Here is a 22614-nt window from a genome sequence, read left to right as displayed (position 1 = left end):
GGGCTACTCCTCGACCGCGATCCAGTCGGCGGTGATACTGAGGGTTCTGGAGACACCGCCCGTGTCGTTGCAGCGCAGCGTCATACCGCTGCTCGTTACGGAGCTGGCGCGGATGATCAGGGCCGAAGAGCCCGAGGGGAGGCTGGTCAGCAGCGCTGTGACCTTCGGCGTGCCGCTGAAGCGGCTGGCGGGGAAGCTCACCGAGACGTCCACGGTGGACGTGGAGCTGAAATTAAAAGTGGTCGAGCCCGTGGCGAATTTCGGATGGTTCGCTGCGGTCAGGTTTCCGGTGACTGCCAGGTCGCCGCCCACCTGGAGGGTGTCGTCTGTCTTGAGCGTGTTGGCCGCAGACCTGTAGAGGTTCGTGTCCCAGGTCGCCGAGCCGGCGCCCCAGGCTACGTGGCCGTCCGCCCGGACGAACCACCTTGCATTGGCGTCGCCGGAGACTCGCGTCTCCCACTGGGAGTCGGTGGTTGCCGCCCGGCTGCCGCGATACAGGTTCGTGTGGCTGATCTCGTTGGAGAAGACGGGTATACCGCTGAACGTAGGCGCCCCACTGAAGGTGGGGCTGCCCGTGAAGGTCCCCGCCAGGGCGCCGCCGGCCGAGATGCTGGGGCCGCCGGACAGGACGGCGGCCCCAGACAGGGTCAGGGCCCCGCTAAAGGTGGGGCTGCCGGTGAACGTGCCGGCGAAGCTGCCGCCGTTGGCGTACGTCGCGTTGTTGATCGTCGGCGACGTCAACGTTTTGTTCGTCAGCGTCTGCGTCATCGTGGCGCCCACCAGGTCGCCCGTGACGCCGTGCACGCCGCTCGTCGCGGCCTCGTGCGTACGGAAATCGGTCGCGTCGCCGGCGTGGTAGACGTGGCGCACGGTGGCGCCCAGGCTGTGGCTCTGGGCGCTGGTGCCGGAGAAGCCTCGATCCACCGTGAGCGTGGTCCCCGCAGCCGCGGTGACCTTGACCAACTCCTCCGTGGAGGCGCCGTAGTCCACGGCCAGGACGTACGGATACGACCCAGGGAAGCCGGTCGTAGCCGCCACGGTGATGGAAGTGGCGCCAGCCGAGATCGACCCTGAGAGGGTCGTCTGGACGGCTGTGTTCGAGTAGAAGTAGCTGTTCGCCACGGTCAGCTCCCCTGAAAGGTCGCGTAGTTGGGGATCTCCTGGAATTGGCGGTCGCGCTCACGCTGGAGCCCTTCGGCGTACAGCGCCGCGTACGTCTGCACAGCGCCCTGGATATCCCGTGCGCTGACGAGCTGCGCTCGCTCGGTGGCCTCCACGGCGGTCTGCTGGAGGCGCGCGGAGAGCACGCCGGGCAGGAGGCGCTTACAGGCGTCCCAGACGACCAAATCGGCTACGCGGTCGGCGTAGCCGGTGACGGTGGCGAAGTCATCCGCATTCGCGGACAGCGTTGACGGGGCCTTGGTGTACACCACCCGGACGTTCTGTCCGGGCGTCACGGCGTCGAAGAGCTGGATGGACTTCCCCGTGGAGAAGTCCGTGGCGTACGCCTGCGGGTTGAACCGCCAGTTCGGCAGCGGAGCGCTGACCTTCTCGGGACCCACGCGGCGCGCCACGACGTACCAGACGTCCGTTGTCTCGGCGGGCAGGGAGTACTCCACCTGCGCCGCGTTGTACGTGAAGTTCGTCGAGCTGATCACGACCAGGCTGGGGTGCAGGGCCGTGATCGCGTCGTTGATCGCGTCTTTGATGGCCTTCCTGGGGAAGGCTGGGTTGCTGACCACCAGCGCGTTCGTGCTGTGGCTCGCGGCCGTGGTGTTGTCGTACCCGCGGCCGTTGGTCAGGCCCATCACGGTGACGACGCCGCTCGTGGCGTCGTACGTCTTGACCAGGATCAGTTCGTCATCAATCTCGACCAGGCCGCGGGACAGGTTGAGTACCGTGGACGTGTCGACCGTGAAAGACGTGTCGCTGGCGCCCATGGAGGCGGCCAGCTCGGACATGCTCTCCTGATCCAGCGTGAAGCCCCTCAGCTCCCGCTTGACCCTCTTGACGAGTTGATCGAAGGTCGGCATGGCTGCTACCGCCCCGACATCGCGATCTGGAAGGAGCAGGTCGTAGGTGTGCCGGTGATCGTCCAGGAGAAACGGTAGTTGCCGCCGGCGAAGAGCATGGCGCCGTTGGCCATGCCCTGGCCCACAGAGAACTGCGCCGTACCCGTCGCGTTCAGCGCGCTCGTGGATGCCAGCGTGTGCCACACGCTGTTGCCGTCCTGCTGCTGAAGCGACACCGTCACGGTCGGCGACGTGCCGCCCGAGAGGGCGGTCAGGTTGACCCCGACCCAGGCCGTCGTGGCGTTGGCCAGCCAGGTCTGGCTGGAGGTTTGGCTGGACGTCGTCCGGGCCGTCGTCGACTCCGTGTACATGGTCGTGGCCACCTGGCCAACCGTGGCGGCCGTGACGCGGCCGTCGGAGTCCACGTTGAGCTTGTGGCCGTCGGTGTCCTCGATACCGACGCGCATCTCGGCCATGTCACTCCACCACCGGCAGCGGCGACGCCGCGCTGAAGTCGCGGCCGAAGGCGGCGCCGACCTTCTCGCTCGCCTTGATCGCGGCCACGACCTTGTTCTTCGTGGTCCCGTCGGGCTGAATGCCCTGAGCCCGCGCCTGGCGGTACAGGGATAGCTCGTCATCCCACTTCTTCTGCGCGGTGGCGTCACCGCCACCGATGCCGCAGTACGCCACGCGCATGTTCGCCGCTCGGGCGCACTCGCCCCAGCTGGCGTGGTCCTGGGTCTTGCAGCCGGTCCGGCACATCAGTGCAGCTCCCCGTCCTGCGCACCCTCGGTGCGCACCGGGATCTGGACGCACTTGTCAAGAGCGTCCTGCTCGTTGCCGTTGGTGATGGTGGAGTTGCCGCCGCTGGTCAGCGGCTCACAGGTCTGGTCCATGTCGCGCCCTCACAAGGCGGTGAAGTTGGCTTCCGTGACGCCGACGCCGGCGGCGATGAGCGCCGCCTTCGTGGCGTCGTCGACCGTGTACTCATGACCGCCCAGGTAGGCGGTCGTCGCTGCGGCGATCTCGTCCTCAGTCGGGTAGCGGACTGCGGTGTACACGCCCGCCCGGTTGAGGATCGTGATCCCACGGGCGAGCTTGTAGAACCGCATGAGCCGGTTCCCGGAGACGGCCGGACCCTCGTCGACTGACGGGGTCCGGAACGTCCAGTTGGCCATCAGGAGTTGTTGATCGAGGACGACGTCTCGGCGCGGATCAGCGCCTCGTTGCGGTAGATCTTCCATCCGCCGACGCCGTACCAGCCGAGCGGCCGGAACCGGCCCAGCTTGTCCACGATCGGACCGGCCACGACGTGGAACTCCTCGGCGATGGCCTCGGCCAGGGCCTCCTGGCCCGCGTAGTACGTGCGGAAGCGACGCACCGTGTTGTCGCTGGTACCCGCGTCCACCGCGTTGTAGCAGCGCGGCGACTCGATGTAAAAGGCGCCCTCGTACGCGCCCAGCTCGCCGGCCCAGATGTTGCCGGCGGCCGAGTAGTTGTGCGGGTCGCGCCAGGCGGCGGAGCCAGTCTCCGCCCGGAGGTCATGGGAGACCTCGGGGTGAATCGCGGCCCAGTACTTGCCGTCCCGGATCGGGACCGCCTTGTTCGCACGCAGCTTGGCGACCGCGAGGCGGGCGATGGCGCTGTTGTACGTGTCCGTGGCGGCCATGGTCGTGGCCACCGGAGTGGACACGGTGCCGTTGGTGGCGTAGCTGACGGTGCCAGCCTTGCGCTGGATGACGTTGGTGCCGGAGCGCAGCTCCGTCTGGACCACCACGTCCATGGAGTCAGCGGCGTTGAACGCGATCATGTTCGCGATCGCCGGGTCCACGTCAGTCAGCGAGAACAGGTGCAGCTTCCTGGTCCTCAGCACCACGTTGCCGTACTCGTTCAGCGTGATGGTGACCGTGTTCGGGTTGCTCAGAGCCACCGAGTCGGGGTCGGTGGTCTCCGTGAGCGCCGTCGTGGCGGTCGCCAGGTCGGAGTACTTCTCCAGGACGATCGAGCCGCCGGGGGCGGTGGCGTTCGCCGGTCGCTTGGAAGCGACGGCGCGGAACATCGGCTGCGATCGCAACGCAAAGCCGAAGGTCTTGTCGTACGCGGTCTGGACCGCGTTGCTCATTGCCGAAGTGTCGGTGTACGCGTTGGCCATGGCCTCTCACCTCCCGCTGTGCGGGATGCCGAAGGGATGTCGGGGAGAGGTCAGGAGGTCTTAGCCCCAGTTGAACTGGGAGCCATGCGCACGCATGATCTGAGCGAACTCCTCGGGAGTCTGCGCCGCATCGAGTGCGGCGGCGATCTCCTTGTCAGAGCCCTGGGGAGCGGCCACGCCTTGCGCGCCCTGCTCCATCATGCGTTGCATCTGCTCCTGACCGTCAGCCGGAACGGTGGAGGCCGGCGGCCCCTGGGGGACCTGCTCCTGGTGCTGCTCCTGGCCTTCGCCAGGGAGCTTGGCCAGTGCACCGCCGTGGGCGGTCAGCCAGTCGTCCAGCTTGTCGGGCGTGCCCGTGTACAGCTCCGCTGCATTCGGGGCGTAGCCCTTGGCCTTGAGCGTGTTTGCCACCTGCTGCTGCTGCTTCTCGGCCTTCAGGCGGTCATTCTCCGCCTTGATCTCGGCCAGCTGCCCGGAGACCTTGTCCATGTACTCGCGGAACCACTTGGGGCTCTGCTGACCGGACTGAGGCTCCCCAGCTCCCGACATGTCGTCGGTGTCGAAGTCGCCGAAGGTGTATTCGCTCACTGCCGCTCCCGTCTCGCCTTCGCGGCCTGCTCGCCTCCCGGGGGAGAGGGTCGCGCTCCGCTGCCGGTCTTCGCATGGGACGGGGCCGGTCGGTCCGTCGCGCGCGGAATGTACATCCGCTAGCGGAATAGCGCTAGCGCCTTCGGGGAGCAATAAGAAACCCCCGGCTGTGGCCGGGGGTTCGGGCGTTACTGCGCCACGGCTACAGCGCCGAGGCCATGCCCAGAATGCGCACGGTGTGGGCTTCCACCATTACTACTCGCTCTTACTCAATGCGCATCCCTCAGGTCTGACGATACCCCGCGCTGAGGCCCTGCGAGGTCGCCCCGCGACCGCCAGAGAACAGGGCCCGCTCCTGCGAGCGGAGTCGCTTGGACTTCTCGAAGGCGTTCTCCGCGCCGAACGCCGGCGCGGCGCCGGGAGTGAACACCTCCTGCTCCGCCTCGCGCTGCGTCCAGGTCGTGCCGTACCGGCCGGCGATGCCCAGCATCGCCTCGAAGTTGTCCGAGATGCGGGCGTACGCCGCCTCGGCCTCCTGTGAGGTGATGCCCAGGTCCGCGTACCCCTCCAGATCCAGCCTGGAGGCGGCGAACCCGCGACGCAGAGCGGCAGCGCCGATGGCCGCAGCAGCGGCCTGCTTCTTCAGCACGGGCTCCGCCCGCTTGCGGTCCAGGAAGTACGCGGCCATCTCCGACTCGCCGATGCCGTACATCTGGAACAGGGCCCCGCGATAGTTGGGATCGACCTTACCCACGGCTTCCGTAGCCAGGTCCACCCGGGACTTGATCTCGGACGGGGAGACATCCCCGGCGATCCACTTCTGGAAATCCGCCGGGTTGTCGTAGAAGCCTTTCGGCATGCCGGCCGAGTCCAGGACCTGCCGATAGGCGGACTCCGCCGCCAGGTACTCAGCTGGCGACAGTACCGCTAGGCCCGCCTTGGCGCGGGCTTCGTTGGCTGCGAAGCGGACCTTGTACTCCTTCGTGTCCTGGAGGAGAAGAGCAATGGTGTCTGCCCCGTAGCCCTGCTTGACGAAGTCGTAGATCTTTCCCGCCAGGGAGCCGAGTCCGAACTGGGAGAACATCGCCTGAAGCGCCATGAAGGCGTCGCGGTTGTCGCCCTCCAAGAGCTTGTCGTACTCGCCACGGGCTTGGTACACGAGGTTCTGCGCCCGGCCGGCGTCGATGTTCGCCGTCTCCAGGCGCTTACGCGCACGGGACAGTCGAGCCTGGACCCGAGTCCGCATCGCGGCGGACATCTTGCCCGTCTTGAGCTGAAGCTCAAGGTTGCGGATCTCCATCTCCGTGTCACGGGCAATCTTCTGATGCCGGTAGACGTCCGCCTGGCGCTTGTTGACTTCGCCCTGATTGACCTGCCCAGGTACCGGCAGGTCCAGTTCATTCTGGAAGTCGGCGGGGATGTACTGCGCTGGAGTGCTCATCTCAGAAGGCCATTCCGAAGTCCTTGGCGACCTGGCGGGCCACCGACATCATCGACTCGCGAGCGTTGTTCGTCTTCCGCCAGAGCGGATCATTCCTCAGTTCGGTCTCGAACTGCCACAGGGGCATCTGCGCCCCGCTACCCTTGGGCTGGTCCAGCCCCGGCTTGGCCGTCATGGCCTTGGCCACGTGGGGGTTGAAGAGATCGACATCCGACTCGGCCAGCTCCAGAATCTGAGCCGTCGCCTTGATGTACGGCGACGCCAAGTCCATGACGTTCATGCCCGCCTTGATCTGGTCGGCGTACGCCGAGTACTGGCCTGCTGCCGTCTTGCGGATGTAGTCCTCCAGCGTCTGGAGGGTCGTCTTGCCCGAGACCACGGCCCTGACGTTGTTCTCGTACCACTGGTTCGAGACCTTCACACCGTTGAGGTACGCCAGCTCGTGGAGCTTGTCCCACGCCTGGCCGGCTTCGCCCCACATGTAGCCGTCGTGGACCTGTACTCGGGTGCCAAGCCAGTCTTTGATCCGCTGGTCGCTCCACCCGAGCGCCAGCGAGTAGTAGATGGCGCTGTCCAGCATCTTGGTGGGCGTGCCGTTCGTCCTAAGCTGGTTGCCAAGACCCACCTGGACGGCCAGTGCGTTGAGCTTGGCCGCAGCCTCCTTGCGGTTCTGTGTCCAGGTCGCCGGGTCGGTGTACTTGAGCGTGATGTACTTGCGCAGCGTGTCTGACTGCGTCGCCCACCATTTGGTGTTCTTCAGCTGCGCCTGGAACTTGGCTGCACTCCACGAGCCGGCCACGGCCTGCTTGAACAGGCTCTTCAGCTCGGACGAGCTGTTGATCAGGCCAGCAGACAGGCCGTACTGCGCGGCCAGCTCGTCGTCATCGAGCCGCGGCGTCGCGGTCGCGGTGCTGCCGTACGTGGCGCCCTCGGAGGCGCCACCGCCACCCTTGTACGTGCCCGCACGGGCCATTACCGAGTCGACATAGTCCTTGATGGAGGGGCCGCCGGGCTGCGGCTTGGTCGAGTTGTGCAGGCTGGCGTTGCCGCTGTACCAGGCGCTTGCGGCGCCGCGGTATCCGTGCTTCTTCACCAGCATGCTGAGATGGCCGCGAGCTACCGCATCCTGCGCCGCGCGGTTGGCAACGAACTGCTGCGGCGTCAGTCGCTTGCCAAAATACTTGGCAGTCCACGGACCGACGTTTGCCCCCATGACCTGATATCGGCCGTAGGCTCGGTCTCGCCCGTAGGGCATGTTGAGCCAAATACCCAAGGCGCCGTAATTGCCGCCCGACTCCTGCTGAGTCAAGGACCAAAAGAAAGCCTCGAAATTCATCCGACCAGCCCCATCTGTGCGAGCACCTGTCGGCCGATGCCGATGGCCTTATCCGCGGCCCCGGCAGTGCGGCGCCACTGCGGGTCATCGCGGATCATGCTCGTGAACTCCGCGAGCGACATCGCTCGGGGCCTGCCGTCCTGGCCGACGTAGTTCAGGGCGGCCTTGATCTTCGGGGAGAAGAGATCCACGTCCGTGTCCGGCAGCTGGAGTTCCTGCGCCAGGATCTGCCGGTACGGCTCGGCCAGCTCCTGCATGTTCGCGCCCGCCTGGATCTGCTCGGCGAAGGCCGGGTAGAGCCCGGCCGCCTGTTCCCGCAGGGAAGCCTGGATCTTCTCCATGGTCGTGATGCCGCGGACCAGGTACTGAGCGTTGTTGAGGACTGACTGGTCACCGACCTGGACGCCGAGGCTGTACGCCTCGCGCTTGATCTCTCGGGCTGCCTGGCCGGCGATGCCGCCCAGTACGTTGTTCTCGCCGAACTTGATGTACTGCCCGACGTAGTTCATGACCTGCTGTTCGTTCCAGGCGTAGTACACCATGTTGCGGGCGAGATTGGAGATGTTCTTCTCACTCATGATGGCGCCGGCGCGCACGGCGATCTGCCGGGCCTGGACCCGGGCGGCCTCCATGGTGGCCTGGTAGGTCGCCGGGTCGGTCTTCTCCAGCATCTGCGCCTGGCGCACGGTGTCGGAGGTCTTCTTCCACCAGCTGGAGTTCTTGACCTCCGCCTGGAACTTCTCCGGGGTCCACTGGGCCTGGACGGCCCCGTTCAGCAGTTTCCACAGCTCCGGCTGACTCTTGAAGAACGCGTACGACGCGCCGTAGGTCTCCGCCAGCTCATGCGCGTCTAGGCGCGGCGCCACCTCGGGCGCCTCGCCGCCGCCGGAGGCGTGGTCAGCGGATACGCCAGGGACTCGCCGACCGCCCATCCAGCGGTCCATGTAGTACCCCTCGGCCAGGGAGGAGATCTTCACGCCCTCGCCGGGGCGCGGGGCGTGGATGAACTTGCCGCCGCCCATGTAGATGCCGACGTGGTCGGGGCCGGTCCTCTTCCTGTCCGTGTCGAAGAAGACGAGGTCGCCGGGGCGGAGCTTGTTGGGCTGGACGCTGAAGCCCACGTTGATCTGGTCGTACGTCACTCGCGGAAGCGAGATGCCGTACGCCTTGAAGACCTGCTGGACCAGGCCGGAGCAGTCAATACCCGAAGACAGGTCGTTGCCGCCCCAGACGTACTTCACGCCCAGGCTCTTGCGAGCCAGCTCGACTATGTCCTCGCCGCGGGCCATCAGCGGCCACCGAAGATCAGGTTCTCCAGGGCTCCCTGGTAGGTGGTGACTGCCTGGGTGACCCCGTACTCCTTCTTGCCCTTGATCTGCTGCTCCGCGATGTGGGCGCGGGCGTCGGCACTCAGGCCGCCCTCGGACTGAGTGTTCTGGGAGATTGCCTGGCCGGTCTCCATGTCGTACTGCGTGATCGTCGTCTGACGGACGGGGTTCGCCGACTCGGCGGCATGCAGGGCGGAGGCAAAGGCGCTCAGTTCGCCGGCGCCAGGGTCGCGGCCCATCATCTGCTGGAACATCCTGGTGGCCAAAGCGCGCGCTGTGTCGGGGTCGGTCAGGTCCGTGCGACTGTCGATCTGGAGCGCCCGGCCGTCACCGAGGTACGTGCCGGGGCCGGCGAAGCGCCGTTTACCCGTCACGGTGTTGATCTCGAAGGCCCCCTGCTGACGCCAGGCGTCCTTGCCGCCGCCTCCGGCGGCCTTGACGTAGCTCGCCAGGAGGTCGAGCGGCGTGACCTTCTGGCCGGCGGCGCCAAAGCGCCCGGCCGATTTTACGAGCGTCTGCCACGCCTTTTCGGCCTCCACTACACCCGCGCCAGCGGGCACCAGCCCGCCCACGACGAGCTGGGCGAGGAAGTCCCCACGCTTCTTGTCATTCCACTTGTAGAACTCATTCATGGCCGCGTCCTCGGAGACCCACTTCGAGCGCGGTCCGAGGACGCGTCCCTTCTCCTCGGCGCCGCGGGGGCGGAAGGGGGCCATCTCGCCCATGTAGACGCGCCCGGCGGAGGCTCCGCCGGGGCTGGCGGCCAGCAGCCCTTGAAGAGCCTTGGTCAGGTCCGGATTCGGGTCCGGCTTGGCGGCCACGATGGGCATTACTCCACCTCCTCATCGTCGTCGGTGAGCAGATCAACCACGTCTACGCCCATGTCCCTGTTCAGGTATCGATGGTGCAAGTCCCCGAATCGGGTATCGGCTTCAATGAGACTGTCCACGAAGCGGGCCCAGTTTGCGGCGAGGTCACTGTTCTTCTTGGCTCCCAGCGACCGGGACCCGCCTGATGTCGCCCGGTTCTCCAGCTCCTGCTTGATCACCTTGCGCGCTGTCAGGTACGTCTGTAGCGATCGCAGGTCACTGCGGTTGGGGTTCTTTGCCATGTCCGAGTAGGCCACCTCGGTCAGCCCGGGGATTAGGCGCTCATAGCGGCGGGGGTCGAGCGAGTAGTAGTCCTGGCTCCACTGTTCGTTGTAGTAAGGGTTCTCGGAACCGTCGGAGAGGGTCGGCTCGCCAAGCAGTGTCGCGATAGCGGACTTCATCTCCTTGAACTGCTCTGCGCCGGCATCCGCGAAAGAGCCGAAGCCGGCGGAGTGCAGTTGGGAGGTCACCCAGTTCTGAAGCTGTGAGAAGCGCGCCCACCCGAGGCGCCTCTGGTTCTCCTCCATGGCCTCTTCGGCTGACAGCTTTCGTCGCTGCATCTCGCTGCCGCCCGGCACCAGCGGGTGCGTCAGCTGGTACGCGTATGCCTCAGGACTGAAGGGCCCGTTGCCCTCCGGGCCGATGATGAGCGCCCCCAGGTCGGGGTGCTCGGCCAGTAGGCCCTCGTACTTCTTCGACAGCTCGACGGCCTTCTTCGTCGCCTGAGCGCCGACCACGTTCTCTGACTGCGCCTGGGCGAAGATGAAGTACGACTCCCCGAACCGCTCGATGAACTCCTGGTCGGCGGTCAGCGGATTCTTGCGCCGCAGGTTGTTGTACTGGTCGCGGAACATCTGGTACGCGTCGGGCTTCTGCGTGGCAAAGGGCTGGGTAAAGGCGGAGGCTGCCGACCAGAGCCAGTAGTTCCGGGTCATCTCGGAAATCTCCTTGGCGGAGGGCATCGGCTTCCCGCGGTTGGCGTGCTCCCACGCCGCCTTCTGCGTGATGTGGAGTTTGACGCGCTGATAGCGCTCGTCCGTCGTGTCGAACGACGTCATGAAGTTCTTGACCGTCTGCGGCATCGACAGGTCGGCGGCGCGCCCGAGGGGCGTGTTGCCGAACAGCGGCGAACCTGCCGTGGGGCCATGCGGAAGGATGCCGAGGTGCCGAGCCAGCTCACCCCGGCTCGGCTTGTCCTTCACGAATTCATTCACGGGAATGCTCACCACCGGGCCGACGCCCGGGTTGAACCACGGGTCCCCCTGCGTGATCATGTTCATTGAGTCCTGGCTGACAAGCCAGTTTCCCGATGAATCCATGCCGAGCGCTTTACCAAGCGGCCCGTCCGCCACGAACTTCGGCATCCGAGCCATGATGTACCGCTGGCTCTTCGGCACCATCCGCTTCTCGCCCGTCACCGGGTCGATGATGGTGCCGTCACGCATGACCTTGTTGCCGTCGGCGTCCTGCATCCATCCCATGGAAATGGGCGCGTTGAAGAGCATCGTGGCGTAGCCGACGACCTGCGGTCGGTCAGCAATGATGCGCGCCCAGCGCTGCCACGCCTCGGTCGTAGCGGCAAAGAAGGGCGACATGAATCGCAGGGCGTGAGCGGCGTCGCTCCGGTGAGCGATGTCGAAGACGAGTTTTCGCGTGTCCTTGAGGGCTAGGCGGCGGGCCGCCTCAGCCAGGGCGTCCGCATCCTTCTGCGTGATTTTGCCGCCCTGCTTCATCTCCTGGGCGACCATGGCCCGAGCGTGACCCTCGTAGAGCTGATTGAAAAGCGGGTGACGGGACATGCGGTCGGCCGGAACCGAGGCCGCCCACTTGTACCACCAGTCCATGACCTGATCAACGCCTCGCGACAGGTTATTGGAGCCGGCGAGGGCCTCTCCAAGCTGCGTCGTGTGCACCTGGAAGGGCGCATGGCCGAGCTTGGCTGCCTTGTCAAGCAGGGCATCGTCAATCTCGCCCTTCACGGCCGCCATGCGCAGCTCAGAAGTTGGGAGGTAGTCGTTGACCTCGTACCAGATACTGGCAGCCTTGCGCTCTGCGGGCACATGGTTGAGTCCCAGGCGCTTGTCATATGCGCGCCCTGCCGGGGTCCGGGTCAGCCAGCGCGACAGCTCGGTTATCGCCTCGCTGTGGGACTTCCCCCTCATCGAGAGCTGAAGCGCCAGGGTGGCGGCCGAGTCTTGCATGATCTGCTGGTTGATCGCCTGGTTCCAGCTGGAGACGAACCTTTTCGGGTCCTGCGGGTACGAGATGGCAACGCCCTGTTTGCCGTAAGCCCGCTGCAAGTTCGAGTGGATGATCTGCTTGTTTCGGGCCAGGAGGGTCCGAAGGCTGTCATCGGAAGAGATCATCTTCTGAAAGTACTCGCCTCGGGCGCCGGCGAAGCTGGGCGGCAGTACAGTCCCTGGAGCGACCTCCACCTCACGGTACAGCTGGGACCGCTGCCGAAAGCCGCGACTAGTGACCCCCTCGATGCGGGCGATCTCGTCTGCGTGGTCGCTCCGTATCAGCCGCATGTAATCCTGTTGGCGCTCAGTGCTCTTCAGGCGGGCCTGGAGCGAGCCCTGACGCAACGCGGCGAGCTGTTCCTCGCCTCGGGCGATCTCCGCGGCGTGTTTCTCGACCAGCAGCTGATGCGCCCGGATTTGCGTTGACGTGGCCTCCGGCCCCAGCGCGTTCAGTCGGTTAACCGCTCGGCGGTGCCGGTCGCGGAGGCGACGGAGTGAGTCCGCGTGAACCGCCTCGCGCGTCTGGAGCTTGGCGCGCATCACCTCAGCCTTCGGCGCGAGCCTGGCGAGCTTTCTCTCTGCATGCTCCAGCCCAAAGCGCTCTGCGGCTAGGCCAGCCTCGCGCATGCGCTTTGGGCGCCAAAGCGCCAAGTTCGTCGCCAAGTTCCGTACTCCCCAGCCGGCGCGCACCGCCATAGTGGCGGCGCCAAGCCGGGCGACCTGGCCGGCGAGGTCATCACCCAGCACGCGGGGGATATAGCCCAGGCGGAAGAGGGTGCCGAACTTCCACAGCTGCGTAAAGTAGTCAGCGCTGTTGACCATCCAGTCGCTGTTGCCCAAGGATCGCGTCCGCAGCGCCTTGAGGGCGCTCCCGTGCCGCTTCAGCACCTTGTCCAGCGCCTTGAGGTCGATCATGACGTGATCGTTGGCCAGGCGGGTCACCAGGTTCGGGTGGACCGTGAGCGTGCCGCCCTCGGTCATGAACTCATCCAGGTGGACCTTTTCTCCCGGATGTGCGCCCGCGCTGTAGCGGCGCAGGCGCTCCTGACCACCCGTAATCCGGGCCTGGTACTCCCGGTAGATCGCCATGGCTTCGTCGTCGGTGAAGCCGTGGCGCTTGGCCACCTGCTTGACGCCCGTGACCTGGATCTGCTCCAGAAGGGCAAGGCGTTCGCCTTCGGTCGTGGTCTTGAGGTACTGGGTCAGCAGTCCGTGACGAATCTCCGAACCGATGCCGGGAATGCGGGCCAGATGACCTCGCAGCTCCGCCACGGATTCCGGGTGAATGTCGTCGATGGCCATCAAGCCGTTCGGGTGCGCCTCGCCGAAAGAGCGCACCACCACCAAGTTCGGGCCGAAGAAGTCGTTCGCGTAGATGCGGCTCGTGGCCAGCGGACCCCGTTTCGTGCCGGCCGTACCCAGAGCCGGGCCGGTGCGGTAGTTGGCCTGGGCCGCGGTGCGGCGCTGGGCCCGGGAGAACGAATAGCGCGTCAAATTGACGGCATCCAGCTCGCGGTAGTGCTCCAGCATCGCCGTATAGCGGGTGAAAAGATCTTCGTTCGCGTTGACCTGTTGAGTCAGTTCGTCGACGCGAGCTTGCACCATGGCGGCGTACCGCTCCTGGCCCTTGCGGTTGAACCGCTCGACGGTCAGCTCCAGGGTCGACAGGCGTGAGGTGTCCGCCTGCAAGCGGTAGGCCGCCTCGGCGTTGCGCTCCATCAGGAGCGCCTTGGCCTCGACGTCGCCGAGCCCCACTCGGAGGAACAAATTCACCTCCTCCGGGCTCTTCAGGCTGGCGACGATGCCACCGGCCCGGGGGCCGATGGCCGACTTCTTGAACATCGACAAGTTGTTGATGAGGGCCGGGTTGTCCTTGTTGGCCCACAGGAAATCCTGAGCCTTGCCCATATTCGAGCTGGCCATGATGTGGTCGATGTCGCCCGTCGACCACCCGCCCTGCGGGCGGGGCTTGACGGTGTACACCTCACGCGCAACCCCGACGCCCTTGCCGGCGAGCACTACCGGGTCCAGGTACCACCTAAAGGTGAAATCGGTCGCGCCGGACACGAACGTGAACCATGCGTGTTCGTCTCGGAGGCGTTCAATGGCCTGGTTGCCGACGGCGGGCATGCCGATCTGGCGAAGGTACTCCTGCTGCTCCGCTCTACTGAGATCGTTGAACCCGGCCGGAAGTGCCGAGTCGGCCGGGCGGGCGTACATCAGTGGGGAGTCGGCAACCTGCCGGGCCTCGTCCTTTTCCGTGGCAATCATGGTGCCTAGGGCCTGGCCGGGCGAAATGTTCTCGGCGGCACGCCAGGTTCGCGACCACTCCGCGCCGTCGAAAAACGCACCGGCGTCGCCCAGGTTCTCGTTTTGCGCGCCCATCATGAAGAACGTGCTGATTGGCTGACTGATTCCGTTGTCGTACACCCAGTTCAGCCCATGCAGGACGTGTTCCAGACCGATGGCCTTGGTGGCGTCCTTGTGGGCGCCGCGCCACTCCGCGGCAATCTCGTCGCCGAAGACGGCGGCGTCAATCTTCTGGAGCGTGCCGCCGGGCTTAACGAGGTCGTGCAGCCAGTCACCGATGCCCATCAGGCCACCTCAGGGGAGGCGGTCTCCTGGGGGTACACGTCAATGGGAGTCGGGCTGACCTGGAGGGCGTACGCAAGCCCGTACCCCACCAGGTCGGGGTCAGCTCCATTGAGGGCAAAGTCCCAGGCAAGGCCTGGCGTGTCCGGGAAGAAATTGACCATGTTGCCCAGGTGGTTGAACCAGTCCATCAGGCCATGCCCTTCAACTGACGCACGAGGTTCCGGGCCGCCTTCGAGGCGCCCGGCTGGTTGGCCATGTGCTCCAGCACTGGCAGGTACGGCAACAACCGCTTCATGTCCTCGCCAGGCTGGTTCGGCAAGCCCAGGGCCTCCAGTCCGGGGCCCTCACCGAGGGCGGCGCCGGCCGTCACAGGCTCCTCGGGAAGCTGCGTCGGAGCGTCGAGCCCGATCAGCCCTTCGGTGAGGTCAACCGGCGCAGGCGCGCCGACATCCCCGCCCGGCGACGCCGAGAGTGGGGCTGCCTGCTGGATTCGCTCCAGCTCCTGGCGCTCACCGTACGCACCGCCCGACGGGGTACGTACGGGCTGGCCCGGACCTCCGTCGGTGCGCTTGCTCAGAGCCCCCGGCCCGGAGACCGGGGCGGGGGAACTGGGCTGGCGGTATCCACCGCTGGCCATGGCTCCTCCTTTGAGACCCCTTTGGGGGAGGTCTTACTGATCAGTGCGCCTTGTTCTTGTCGTTGCTGCCGGTCATGCCGGCGGACGGCGCCAGGGAGGTGTTGTGCCACCCGACGATGTCCGGCGAGCTGGTGTTGCCGCTCGTGTCGCCGGAGGTCTGGCCCTCCATGGGCTGCTGCGTGTGGACCATGTCCATGTCGCCCTGGAGGTGCAGCATCGGCTTCGAGCTGCCCTCGTGGAACGGGTCGCCTGTCAGTCCCTCGCTCATTTCTTGCTCCCTGTCTTGTGCTCGTCGCAGTACTTCGCGGGCCGAGGCCCCTTGCTGGCCGCCCGAGGTTCCTGGCAGCCGTCCTTGGCGCACTGGCTGGCAAAGGACAAGCCTCGGGCTGCCTGACGCAGCACCTCGCACCCCAGCCAATGGGTCTCGATGCCGGTCTCGGGCTCACGCCCGCAGCTCTTGCAGGCCGTCATGCCGGAACGCTCCTCTTGACACTGGTTGACAGGGTGGGTCGACCGCCGGCCGACAGGCCGGCGAGCATCGACATGAGGTCGGGCTGACCGCCGGACCCGAGCTGCGCCTGACCGGGCGCGACGCCCGCAGGGGCGCCCGTGTTCGGGTTCATTCCGAAGGGCACCCCGGGGCCGCCCTCTGACCCCGGGGTGCCGGGAGCCCCGCCAGCGGACGTGGGGGACGCTGGCTCGGGCTCCGGCTGGAACGCCTTCAGTACGGCTTCGTGCATCGGGATGCCCTTCTCGCGCATCTCCACGATGCTCGCCGCCTGGGCGAGAACGATGGTTGGGTCCATGCCCTGCTGGGCCATGATCCCGACACTGGCGAGCATGGCGAACACGCCCTGCTTCAGGGCGTCGGTCACCTGCTCCTTGTCGACCTCCGCCTGAAGGGCGGTGACGTCAACCTCGAAGGGCAGCTGACGCTGCACGAAGTCCCGACTGACCAGCTGGTCACCGCGAAGCTGAAGCAGGAAGACCAAAGCTTGGTTGGGGTTCATCCCGGAGGCGAACCCGTAGCTCACGCTGACGGTGTAGTTCCCCTTGATGTCCTTCGACGGGGTGTAGGTCTCCTCGTACGGCGTGCCATTCACCGTGCCCTGGATGGTCTTCTTGGCGTCTGGCCAGAACCGCTCGTCCATCTCAAAGGCCAGCTCCAGGGCACGCTCCAGCGCGTCTCCGATCATCAGCTGGCCCGTGGCGATCTGGATGTCATAGCCGCCGTTGAGGGCGTCGACACCGCGACCGGTGATGATGGAGGCGTCCACGTCACCCGTGGCCGCGGCCGGCGTGCGCGTACCGCGCATGACCTCCTGGGCCAGGATGCCCTCCTGCTGCCAGGCAGCCTGAGGGATGTCCGTGCCGACGCGGCGGATCTTCTCTGGCGAGTTGGTGCGGATGACGGCGTCATCGCCCATGGAGATCTTCTGCACGTCGGGCGGGATCGCCAGCGGCGCCCGGACGGTCTGCTGCGTGGCCTGGAGGCCGAGCATCGCCATCCGGTTCCTGGCCAGCATCGGCCAGATGACGTCATCGAACTGCCCACGCTGCGTGTCGTCCCAGCGAGGCTTTTCCGCGATGGCGATGGGGACCTTGCCAAAAGTGTTCGGCGTCTCCATCAGCACGAGGTTGGAGCGCTCCGGCATGTACAGGACGTAGCTGTCCTTGTCGCAGTACTTGACCAATTCCAGCTCGGTATCGCCGGAGGTCTGGCGGCCGAAGGGCTGGTTCTCGCCGAGGATCGCGGTGCGGAACTCCGGGAACTTCGCGGCCAACTGCCGCGCAGGCTCCCGCCACACCTTCGCGTACGAGCGGACGTTGCCCGTCAGGTCGTACTCGACGTAACTCTTCATGGGGTTGTCGAGCCGGATGCGCGGCTTGCCCGCCTGGAAGTCGGGCTCGACGACGAAGACGAGCGCGCCGTACGTCAGGTACCAGTCGCAGCCGGTCGGCATGTGCTTGCGAAGCCTGCTGTCCGAGACGTACGAATACGCGATCTTCGTCTTCTTCGCGACGAACCGCTTCGACCGTTCCGAGGTCATCACGCCAGAGGCGCAGTTGATCGCCGGGAGCGGCGCCAAATTCTCCGCGAGCTGGCGCGCCGCCGTGTCGATCACATTCGCGGTGATGGGCCGCGGCCACGCGTCCGGCATGGAGCCGGGCGCGATGGAGTCGATTTTCTGAGCACGCGCGTCGTACACCAGCTGGTGGCGCGCGTCCCGCTCCTGATGGTCGCGGCGCAGCGCCTCGACACGGCGCGCGATGTCCCGGATGTCGCGCCGCGCGGTCATCTCAACGGCCATGACCACCTCCCGGCGGCGAAATGTACATCCTGTACGTCTACTTCTGCGCTTCGAGCGCGGTGACCCGCTTCTCCAGCGCCGTCAGGCGCTGCTCCACCGTCAGCGGCTGCGGAGCAGGCGCCGGCGCGGCGGGCTTGAGCTGAAGGCCGACCACGCGACGGATCTCCGCCATGGAGAAGGTCGGGTCGATCTTTCCGGGCTGCCACTCCTTGTGGCCGATGACGGAGCGCTCCGACCAGCCGTGCGCACGACACAGGGCCGCCGATGCCCGGCGGATGGCCACGAGCTGGGTTTGGGGCCAGGGGTCCTTGCCGTCCCCCAGGTTCTCGCACTCGAAGCCGTAGAAGTGCCGGTTGCCGTCGGTGTTGGTCTCGTTGTCGGTCGGCAGGGCGGCTTCGCTCCTTACGGCTGTCAGTACGTCGTCGTCGCCGGAGCCGGCGTGGTTGGTCCGGCCGTAGCCGACCACGTACACGGTGCCGTCCTTGGCTATGACGCCATGGCACAACGGGCCCGGCAGGGATGCGTACCCCTTGCGGCAGATCTCCACCGTGTTGGCGGTGCCCTTGGTCACGGTGTGGTGGATCATCACGCCGTGAACCGGGCCCCAGGCGCCCACGTGGTTGCGGTTGTGGTACTGGGGGGAGCGCCCGCCGGTCTGGACCTCCACCACCTTGCACCCCTCGGCCTTGAGGGCGGCGATGAACTGTGCGTATGTCAGCGGGGTTGCCACGTCTCTACTCCTTCACCAGGCGCGTCATCTCGCGCTCGATCTCGCCGAAATGGCCGCCGAAGCGGCGCTCAACCTCGTCTTGATGCGCCTCGCAGTCCTCGTCGGTCCATCGCGGCCATGCCTGCGACTTCTCCCAGGGCAGTCGATCGAGGGTCCAGCACCTGACGCATACGGCTTGGCGATGGCGACGGAGCAGATCCGTGACCGGACCGGTCCGCCAGTCGTGCTCACACTCACCAGCCATTGAGGCTCCCGTCCCACGTCCCGGCGCCCTGCTGCTGCAAGGCGAAGTCGATGTCCACGACCATCTGGTTCACCTGGTCGCGCTCGGAAGTGAACTCGCTGTTGTTCACATGCCAGCCGCCGAAGTCGGAGACCATCAGCTCCCGGCAGCGGATCTCCGCGAACCACAGAGCCATGACCGTGTCGGTCAGACCCTTGGTCTCCGGGAACCAGGAGCACAACTGCTCGATCAGGGCGCGCACGCCCTCGCTCTGCGTCTGCGACGGCAAGCGGATGAGGTTGCGCCCCTCGCGCCACCCGTCGAAGAGCGTGGCCATCGACGCCACGCCGAAGTCGACGTCCCACTTGTTGGTGTTCGTGTGGTGCGGCGTGATCAGGCACCCTCGGGCATTCAGGTACGTCTTGATGTCCTGGTCCTGCGGGATCGACGCCTGATAGGCGTTCTTCTCGATTCGCCACTCCGAGATGCCGTACCGCTCCGTCAGGCGCTTGATCTCCGAGCGCATCTTGTGCGGCGGCATGCCGCGCTCGTTGATAACGTCCAGCACCCAGCGCTGGCCGGTGCGGCGGTCCAGCCCGACCACCACCATGGCCGTACACCCGGCCGCCGCCGGGTCCAGGCCGGCTACGACCAGGAGGCCGTCCATGCCGTAGCGGCGGTGGCCGGACTGGCCGTCCATGAGGCGGCCCGGATAGCGGGCTCGGTCAACGCAGCCCTGCACGTCCTCCTGCTTGAAGATGGCGTCGTCGGCCACCTGGTCCTGCATGTACACCATGGACCAGTTCCGCGGCGCCATGCGGCTGCGCTTGCGCGCAAGCGCGGGGCCGGGCCACGCCGGCCACATGCCGCCCCTCGGCCAGCCCTCGCCCATCGCCTGGTTCCTGGCGGCCTTCGAGACCGGCGGCCGGTTCGTCTCCGGCCATAGGGTGACCCAGTCCTTGGGGTCGTCGGCAAACTGAAGCACGGCCGGCTGGGTCAGGTAGGTCCACGGGCTCTGGCCGTCGGCGTAGTACTGAGGCTTCAGGATCTCCGAGTAGAGGTCGGTCGTCGCCATGCGCGTCCCGACCAGCAGCATGCGCCCGCCCATGTCGGCGACGCGAGAGCCGACGATGTTCTGAATCCAGTTGATCTGGGACTCGAACTGCTGGTGGTTGGTGTTGTCAACCGTGTCATCCATGATCACAAGATCCGTACGCGTGCCGTAGATCTGGCCACCGAGGCCCACGGCTTCGACCGTGTAGTCCTTCTCGCCGGAGTCCACGCCGGCCACGCGTATCGCCGTGGACGTCCAGGTGGACGCGCCTTCGGCCCAGCCGCCCGGCGGGCCGAAATCTCGCTGAAGGTCGGCGTATGTCGTGCTCTCCGCCAAGCGCTGCTTGATCGAGAAGAGGAACTTCGCGGCGAGCGACTGCGTCTTGGAGATGATCAGGACACGGATCGAGGGGTCCTGAACGATCCGCCACGTCACGTAGTTGACGGTGATCGTCGTCGACTTCGCGTGCTCCGGCGGAGTGTTGACCAGGATGGTGTCCCGATCGCCCTTGACGTACCGCTGCGCGGGGTGCAGGTCCCGCGGATCGCGGCCCTCCAGCAGGTCGTACCACTGAAGGTGGTGCCAGGAGAGCTTCGTCCCCAGGTACTTCTCGCAGAACTCCGGAAACTCGGGGACTTCCTTGCGCGCCGCCTCGGCGCCCTCGATCTTCGCCTGAAGGGCGCGGTCGATCGAGTCCCGATAGTCCGGGTCGGACCGGCGGTAGTACTCGTGCGTCTTGCGCGAGCAGCCGGCCTGCCGGCAGCCCTCCTCGATCGTCTGCCCCATGCGGACCGCGGCAATGATGGTCCGCTTCTTCTCGGACGACGAGAGGGTGCTGGACCGGCGGTCCCTGGGCCTGAGCGGCGGCAGCTTGTCCGGGTCGGCGACAATGCGGGCCATCAACGGCCCCAGTGCATGGCGCAGTAGCCCAGCTGCCAGGCGTCCCGCTCGCAGCGGACGCCGTTCTCGTCTACGACTCGGCAGCGCTTCTCGTCCAGCAGCTCGGCCGCCGCGCGGGCGGCCCGGTCGGTGGCGGAGCGAACCCGGTGGGCCTTGCGCCACTTCCTCGTCGCCGCCATGCCCGCCTCCCGCGTCCCTGGGGGCCCTTGGGGGGCCCAGCAGGGGCGGAAGGTACATCTACCGGGGTGAATGCACTAGCAGGGCCCTTATTGGACCCTGCGTCAACTATGCATAGAAAAGGTGCCATTCTGGAAAACCATGCACCCTTGGTGCATATGTTAGACTGACAAAACCATTACTAGGCTTCGCCTAACGGCGCTGCTGGTTCCCCACGCAGCGCCGCAAAGACATAGGCGCGCCGGCGGCGCGCACAGGGCGGCTCCCAGCCGCCGCCCAGCTCAGGGGCCCTTCCAGGGCCCCTTCGCCGTATGCGGCACCGTCTTCACGGTGCCGAGGCAGGGCGAGCCTGTCAGGCTCGCATATGGGGCGCATATACAGGCCCTGACAGGGCCTGGGGGGTTTAGCGCAGATCGATGGTTGGACACCATCGATCGTGCGCGGCCCCGCGTTTAACAACGCGGGGTCAAAACTGGACATATGTGGCCTTACAGGCCACACAAGCGGACACATGTGCCCCTTACAGGGGCATATGGGGCCGCGCACGATCATGGGAGGTGGACACACCGACCCGCACCGATGGTGCTGGTGTGCCCTCCTCACCGGCCGATGGCCGGTATATGCAAGCCCTGTCAGGGCTTGCCCATGCGCAGCCCTGCTTCACAGCAGGTGCTGCGTGGTCCGGCGATGACTCGCCGTCCCCGTGTGCACCGCCGGGTGCACACCCGTGCACGGCCTCCGGCCGTGCCCATGGCCCCACATGAAGCGTGGCTGTACGCCACGCACACGGCGTCGCCGTTCGGTCCGGACGACCTGTCCGGCCCTCACTGCTCCGCCGCTCCCACGGGCCGCCAGGGCCCGTGGTGGCACATGTCCGGCCTTCCAGGCCGGACCTATGCGCGCATGCGCTGCGAGAGCCCGCCGGCTCATCTGCCGGCGCTTCCGCTTCCGCGGCCAGGGGCGTCCCCGCGGTACGCCACTGTCACCCCCTGTGTCACAGCGTGCATGCCGCACGCATTTGCTGAGCCGTTGTCATATGCCGCACAGGTGTGCGGCCACCTGGGCGAATGTCCGTTCGCACCCCGTGTGCACCCGTTCGCGCCCGAGTGCGCTCCGTGGCCGCCGGCCATGCCTTCACACACCTTCACAGGCGCCGGAAGGGAGCTTCCGGACTCGGAATCCCGAGTGGATGAGGACTCAACGAAAAGACCTGTGAGGGTAAGGCAACCCTCATCAGTGCAGGTGAGAGGCTCGCCAAAAGAATCTTGGAAGAAGTTCCTCCGGACCACTTGACTCGGATAACCGAGTAGGGCCAATCTGATGTCACGCCACCGGGGCGGCCCCCAAAGGGGACGAACCGGGAGGAGTCGAGTGACTGGAACGCGCCCTTGTTCACGGGCCGTTCAAAGTCCTCACAAGCCAAGAGCATGGGCCCGTTGGACCAGCAGCCGCTGACAAGTCACGGGTAGGGCGCCAGGACATGGCGCGGGGTATCAAGCCCGGCACACAGCCGGAGACAAGCCCCGTGGGCACAGGTGGCGTTCCGTAGGGACTGTGAGCCCTACGGACGATGACGGGCCGTCTGTTGCCCGTCACTCGTCATGCGGGCAGGGGCGCAGCCCCGATGGGGAACTGGACGTCACGCGTCCCTGTCCGCTTGATGAGTCGCCGGCCGGCCTGATCCGCCGGCCTGATCCAAGGAGAGGGATCACCATGAACTCCAACATCACCGCGGAAGAGCTGTCCGAGGCCCGTGACTGGGCGAGCGACTGTCTGGGGCTCGTCGGCGTCAAGGTCACTGCCGAGCGCGCTGTCAGGTACGTCCGGCGCCACTACCCGGGCGGCTGGAACGCGTTCGCGGTCGAGTGCTGCAACGCCAAGTGGCGCGTCACCGTGCACGGCACGTACGGCACGCTCACGTACGAGACGGACATCCTTCCGAAGGACTGCGCCGAGCACTTCGGCGCCCAGTACGTCATCGAGTGCGTGAGCAAGGGCCTGTAAGAGCCATCGGGTC

The 22614-nt window shown here is 66.3% G+C and carries 22 protein-coding genes; 2 read left to right on the top strand and 20 right to left on the bottom strand.

Annotated elements, in window-relative coordinates; translation table 11 throughout:
* Positions 1–3: 3 nt before the first annotated feature.
* Positions 4–1122 (bottom strand): H-type lectin domain-containing protein, encoded by a 1119-nt coding sequence (locus ABEB09_RS02815; protein WP_345686738.1) that lies wholly within the window; start codon positions 1120–1122, stop codon positions 4–6.
* Positions 1123–1124: 2 nt separating this feature from the next.
* The gene (locus ABEB09_RS34840) at positions 1125–1742 is read right to left on the bottom strand and encodes a phage adaptor protein (RefSeq protein WP_446697149.1); all 618 of its coding nucleotides are present in this window, start codon (positions 1740–1742) and stop codon (positions 1125–1127) included.
* On the opposite strand from ABEB09_RS34840, the gene ABEB09_RS34835 reads away from it, so the two are divergent.
* Positions 1671–2111: a GvpL/GvpF family gas vesicle protein gene (locus ABEB09_RS34835; protein ID WP_380841925.1), complete on the top strand. Its 441-nt coding sequence runs from the start codon at positions 1671–1673 to the stop codon at positions 2109–2111. The two genes, ABEB09_RS34840 and ABEB09_RS34835, sit on opposite strands and share 72 nt — an antisense overlap.
* Here the strand turns inward: ABEB09_RS34835 and ABEB09_RS02805 are convergent.
* The 18 genes from ABEB09_RS02805 to ABEB09_RS02720 form a co-directional block, all read right to left on the bottom strand.
* Positions 2039–2488: a hypothetical protein gene (locus ABEB09_RS02805; protein WP_345686734.1), complete on the bottom strand. Its 450-nt coding sequence runs from the start codon at positions 2486–2488 to the stop codon at positions 2039–2041. The genes ABEB09_RS34835 and ABEB09_RS02805 overlap by 73 nt on opposite strands.
* Before the next feature lies 1 nt (position 2489).
* Positions 2490–2774 (bottom strand): hypothetical protein, encoded by a 285-nt coding sequence (locus tag ABEB09_RS02800; RefSeq protein WP_345686732.1) that lies wholly within the window; start codon positions 2772–2774, stop codon positions 2490–2492.
* Positions 2774–2908 (bottom strand): hypothetical protein, encoded by a 135-nt coding sequence (locus ABEB09_RS02795; RefSeq protein WP_345686730.1) that lies wholly within the window; start codon positions 2906–2908, stop codon positions 2774–2776. The genes ABEB09_RS02800 and ABEB09_RS02795 overlap by 1 nt, the downstream gene beginning before the upstream one ends.
* 9 nt (positions 2909–2917) lie before the next feature.
* A complete protein-coding gene (locus ABEB09_RS02790; protein WP_345686728.1) occupies positions 2918–3190 on the bottom strand; it encodes a hypothetical protein in 273 nt (90 codons plus the stop codon).
* Complete coding sequence (locus ABEB09_RS02785) at positions 3190–4164, bottom strand: N4-gp56 family major capsid protein (protein WP_345686726.1); 975 nt, start codon at positions 4162–4164, stop codon at positions 3190–3192. Before ABEB09_RS02785 ends, ABEB09_RS02790 begins: the two co-directional genes overlap by 1 nt.
* Positions 4165–4224: 60 nt before the next feature.
* Positions 4225–4752, bottom strand: coding sequence for a hypothetical protein (locus tag ABEB09_RS02780; protein ID WP_345686724.1), 528 nt, complete (start codon positions 4750–4752; stop codon positions 4225–4227).
* A 283-nt stretch (positions 4753–5035) separates the two neighbouring features.
* Complete coding sequence (locus tag ABEB09_RS02775; protein WP_345686722.1) at positions 5036–6193, bottom strand: hypothetical protein; 1158 nt, start codon at positions 6191–6193, stop codon at positions 5036–5038.
* 1 nt (position 6194) lies between these two features.
* Positions 6195–7502 (bottom strand): hypothetical protein, encoded by a 1308-nt coding sequence (locus ABEB09_RS02770; RefSeq protein WP_345686720.1) that lies wholly within the window; start codon positions 7500–7502, stop codon positions 6195–6197.
* Between the two features lie 23 nt (positions 7503–7525).
* Positions 7526–8818, bottom strand: a complete 1293-nt coding sequence (locus ABEB09_RS02765) for a C40 family peptidase (RefSeq protein WP_345686718.1) — start codon at positions 8816–8818, stop codon at positions 7526–7528.
* A complete protein-coding gene (locus ABEB09_RS02760; RefSeq protein ID WP_345686716.1) occupies positions 8818–9687 on the bottom strand; it encodes a hypothetical protein in 870 nt (289 codons plus the stop codon). Before ABEB09_RS02760 ends, ABEB09_RS02765 begins: the two co-directional genes overlap by 1 nt.
* Positions 9687–14564: a hypothetical protein gene (locus ABEB09_RS02755; RefSeq protein ID WP_345686714.1), complete on the bottom strand. Its 4878-nt coding sequence runs from the start codon at positions 14562–14564 to the stop codon at positions 9687–9689. The genes ABEB09_RS02760 and ABEB09_RS02755 overlap by 1 nt, the downstream gene beginning before the upstream one ends.
* Positions 14564–14752: a hypothetical protein gene (locus ABEB09_RS02750; RefSeq protein WP_345686712.1), complete on the bottom strand. Its 189-nt coding sequence runs from the start codon at positions 14750–14752 to the stop codon at positions 14564–14566. The genes ABEB09_RS02755 and ABEB09_RS02750 overlap by 1 nt, the downstream gene beginning before the upstream one ends.
* Entirely contained in the window at positions 14752–15201 is a 450-nt protein-coding gene (locus ABEB09_RS02745) for a hypothetical protein (RefSeq protein WP_345686710.1), read from the bottom strand. The genes ABEB09_RS02750 and ABEB09_RS02745 overlap by 1 nt, the downstream gene beginning before the upstream one ends.
* Positions 15202–15241: 40 nt before the next feature.
* Positions 15242–15469: a hypothetical protein gene (locus ABEB09_RS02740; RefSeq protein ID WP_345686708.1), complete on the bottom strand. Its 228-nt coding sequence runs from the start codon at positions 15467–15469 to the stop codon at positions 15242–15244.
* A 199-nt stretch (positions 15470–15668) separates the two neighbouring features.
* The gene (locus ABEB09_RS02735) at positions 15669–17513 is read right to left on the bottom strand and encodes a hypothetical protein (protein WP_345686706.1); all 1845 of its coding nucleotides are present in this window, start codon (positions 17511–17513) and stop codon (positions 15669–15671) included.
* A gap of 37 nt (positions 17514–17550) precedes the next feature.
* The gene (locus tag ABEB09_RS02730; RefSeq protein WP_345686704.1) at positions 17551–18243 is read right to left on the bottom strand and encodes a peptidoglycan recognition protein family protein; all 693 of its coding nucleotides are present in this window, start codon (positions 18241–18243) and stop codon (positions 17551–17553) included.
* A 233-nt stretch (positions 18244–18476) separates the two neighbouring features.
* Positions 18477–20420 (bottom strand): phage terminase large subunit family protein, encoded by a 1944-nt coding sequence (locus ABEB09_RS02725; protein WP_345686702.1) that lies wholly within the window; start codon positions 20418–20420, stop codon positions 18477–18479.
* A complete protein-coding gene (locus ABEB09_RS02720) occupies positions 20420–20599 on the bottom strand; it encodes a hypothetical protein (protein WP_345686700.1) in 180 nt (59 codons plus the stop codon). The genes ABEB09_RS02725 and ABEB09_RS02720 overlap by 1 nt, the downstream gene beginning before the upstream one ends.
* Positions 20600–22310: 1711 nt before the next feature.
* Here ABEB09_RS02720 and ABEB09_RS02715 point away from each other — a divergent pair.
* On the top strand, positions 22311–22601 hold the full coding sequence (locus ABEB09_RS02715; protein WP_345686698.1) for a hypothetical protein: 291 nt from the start codon (positions 22311–22313) through the stop codon (positions 22599–22601).
* Positions 22602–22614: the final 13 nt, after the last annotated feature.

The organism is Streptomyces coeruleoprunus (genome assembly GCF_039542925.1).
GTDB classification, from domain to species: Bacteria; Actinomycetota; Actinomycetes; order Streptomycetales; family Streptomycetaceae; genus Streptomyces; species Streptomyces coeruleoprunus.
The sequence above is the reverse complement of the archived record's forward strand: the minus strand, read 5'-3'. Positions and strand labels throughout refer to the sequence as shown.

Bases quoted from the DNA above. Each gene is read 5' to 3' on its own strand.
- ABEB09_RS02805 (WP_345686734.1), bottom strand. From the start codon at position 2,488: ATGGCCGAGATGCGCGTCGGTATCGAGGACACCGACGGCCACAAGCTC.
- ABEB09_RS02800 (WP_345686732.1), bottom strand. From the start codon at position 2,774: ATGTGCCGGACCGGCTGCAAGACCCAGGACCACGCCAGCTGGGGCGAG.
- ABEB09_RS02795 (WP_345686730.1), bottom strand. From the start codon at position 2,908: ATGGACCAGACCTGTGAGCCGCTGACCAGCGGCGGCAACTCCACCATC.
- ABEB09_RS02790 (WP_345686728.1), bottom strand. From the start codon at position 3,190: ATGGCCAACTGGACGTTCCGGACCCCGTCAGTCGACGAGGGTCCGGCC.
- ABEB09_RS02785 (WP_345686726.1), bottom strand. From the start codon at position 4,164: ATGGCCAACGCGTACACCGACACTTCGGCAATGAGCAACGCGGTCCAG.
- ABEB09_RS02775 (WP_345686722.1), bottom strand. From the start codon at position 6,193: ATGAGCACTCCAGCGCAGTACATCCCCGCCGACTTCCAGAATGAACTG.
- ABEB09_RS02765 (WP_345686718.1), bottom strand. From the start codon at position 8,818: ATGGCCCGCGGCGAGGACATAGTCGAGCTGGCTCGCAAGAGCCTGGGC.
- ABEB09_RS02760 (WP_345686716.1), bottom strand. From the start codon at position 9,687: ATGCCCATCGTGGCCGCCAAGCCGGACCCGAATCCGGACCTGACCAAG.
- ABEB09_RS02755 (WP_345686714.1), bottom strand. From the start codon at position 14,564: ATGGGCATCGGTGACTGGCTGCACGACCTCGTTAAGCCCGGCGGCACG.
- ABEB09_RS02750 (WP_345686712.1), bottom strand. From the start codon at position 14,752: ATGGACTGGTTCAACCACCTGGGCAACATGGTCAATTTCTTCCCGGAC.
- ABEB09_RS02745 (WP_345686710.1), bottom strand. From the start codon at position 15,201: ATGGCCAGCGGTGGATACCGCCAGCCCAGTTCCCCCGCCCCGGTCTCC.
- ABEB09_RS02740 (WP_345686708.1), bottom strand. From the start codon at position 15,469: ATGAGCGAGGGACTGACAGGCGACCCGTTCCACGAGGGCAGCTCGAAG.
- ABEB09_RS02735 (WP_345686706.1), bottom strand. From the start codon at position 17,513: ATGGCCGTTGAGATGACCGCGCGGCGCGACATCCGGGACATCGCGCGC.
- ABEB09_RS02725 (WP_345686702.1), bottom strand. From the start codon at position 20,420: ATGGCCCGCATTGTCGCCGACCCGGACAAGCTGCCGCCGCTCAGGCCC.
- ABEB09_RS02720 (WP_345686700.1), bottom strand. From the start codon at position 20,599: ATGGCGGCGACGAGGAAGTGGCGCAAGGCCCACCGGGTTCGCTCCGCC.
- ABEB09_RS02715 (WP_345686698.1), top strand. From the start codon at position 22,311: ATGAACTCCAACATCACCGCGGAAGAGCTGTCCGAGGCCCGTGACTGG.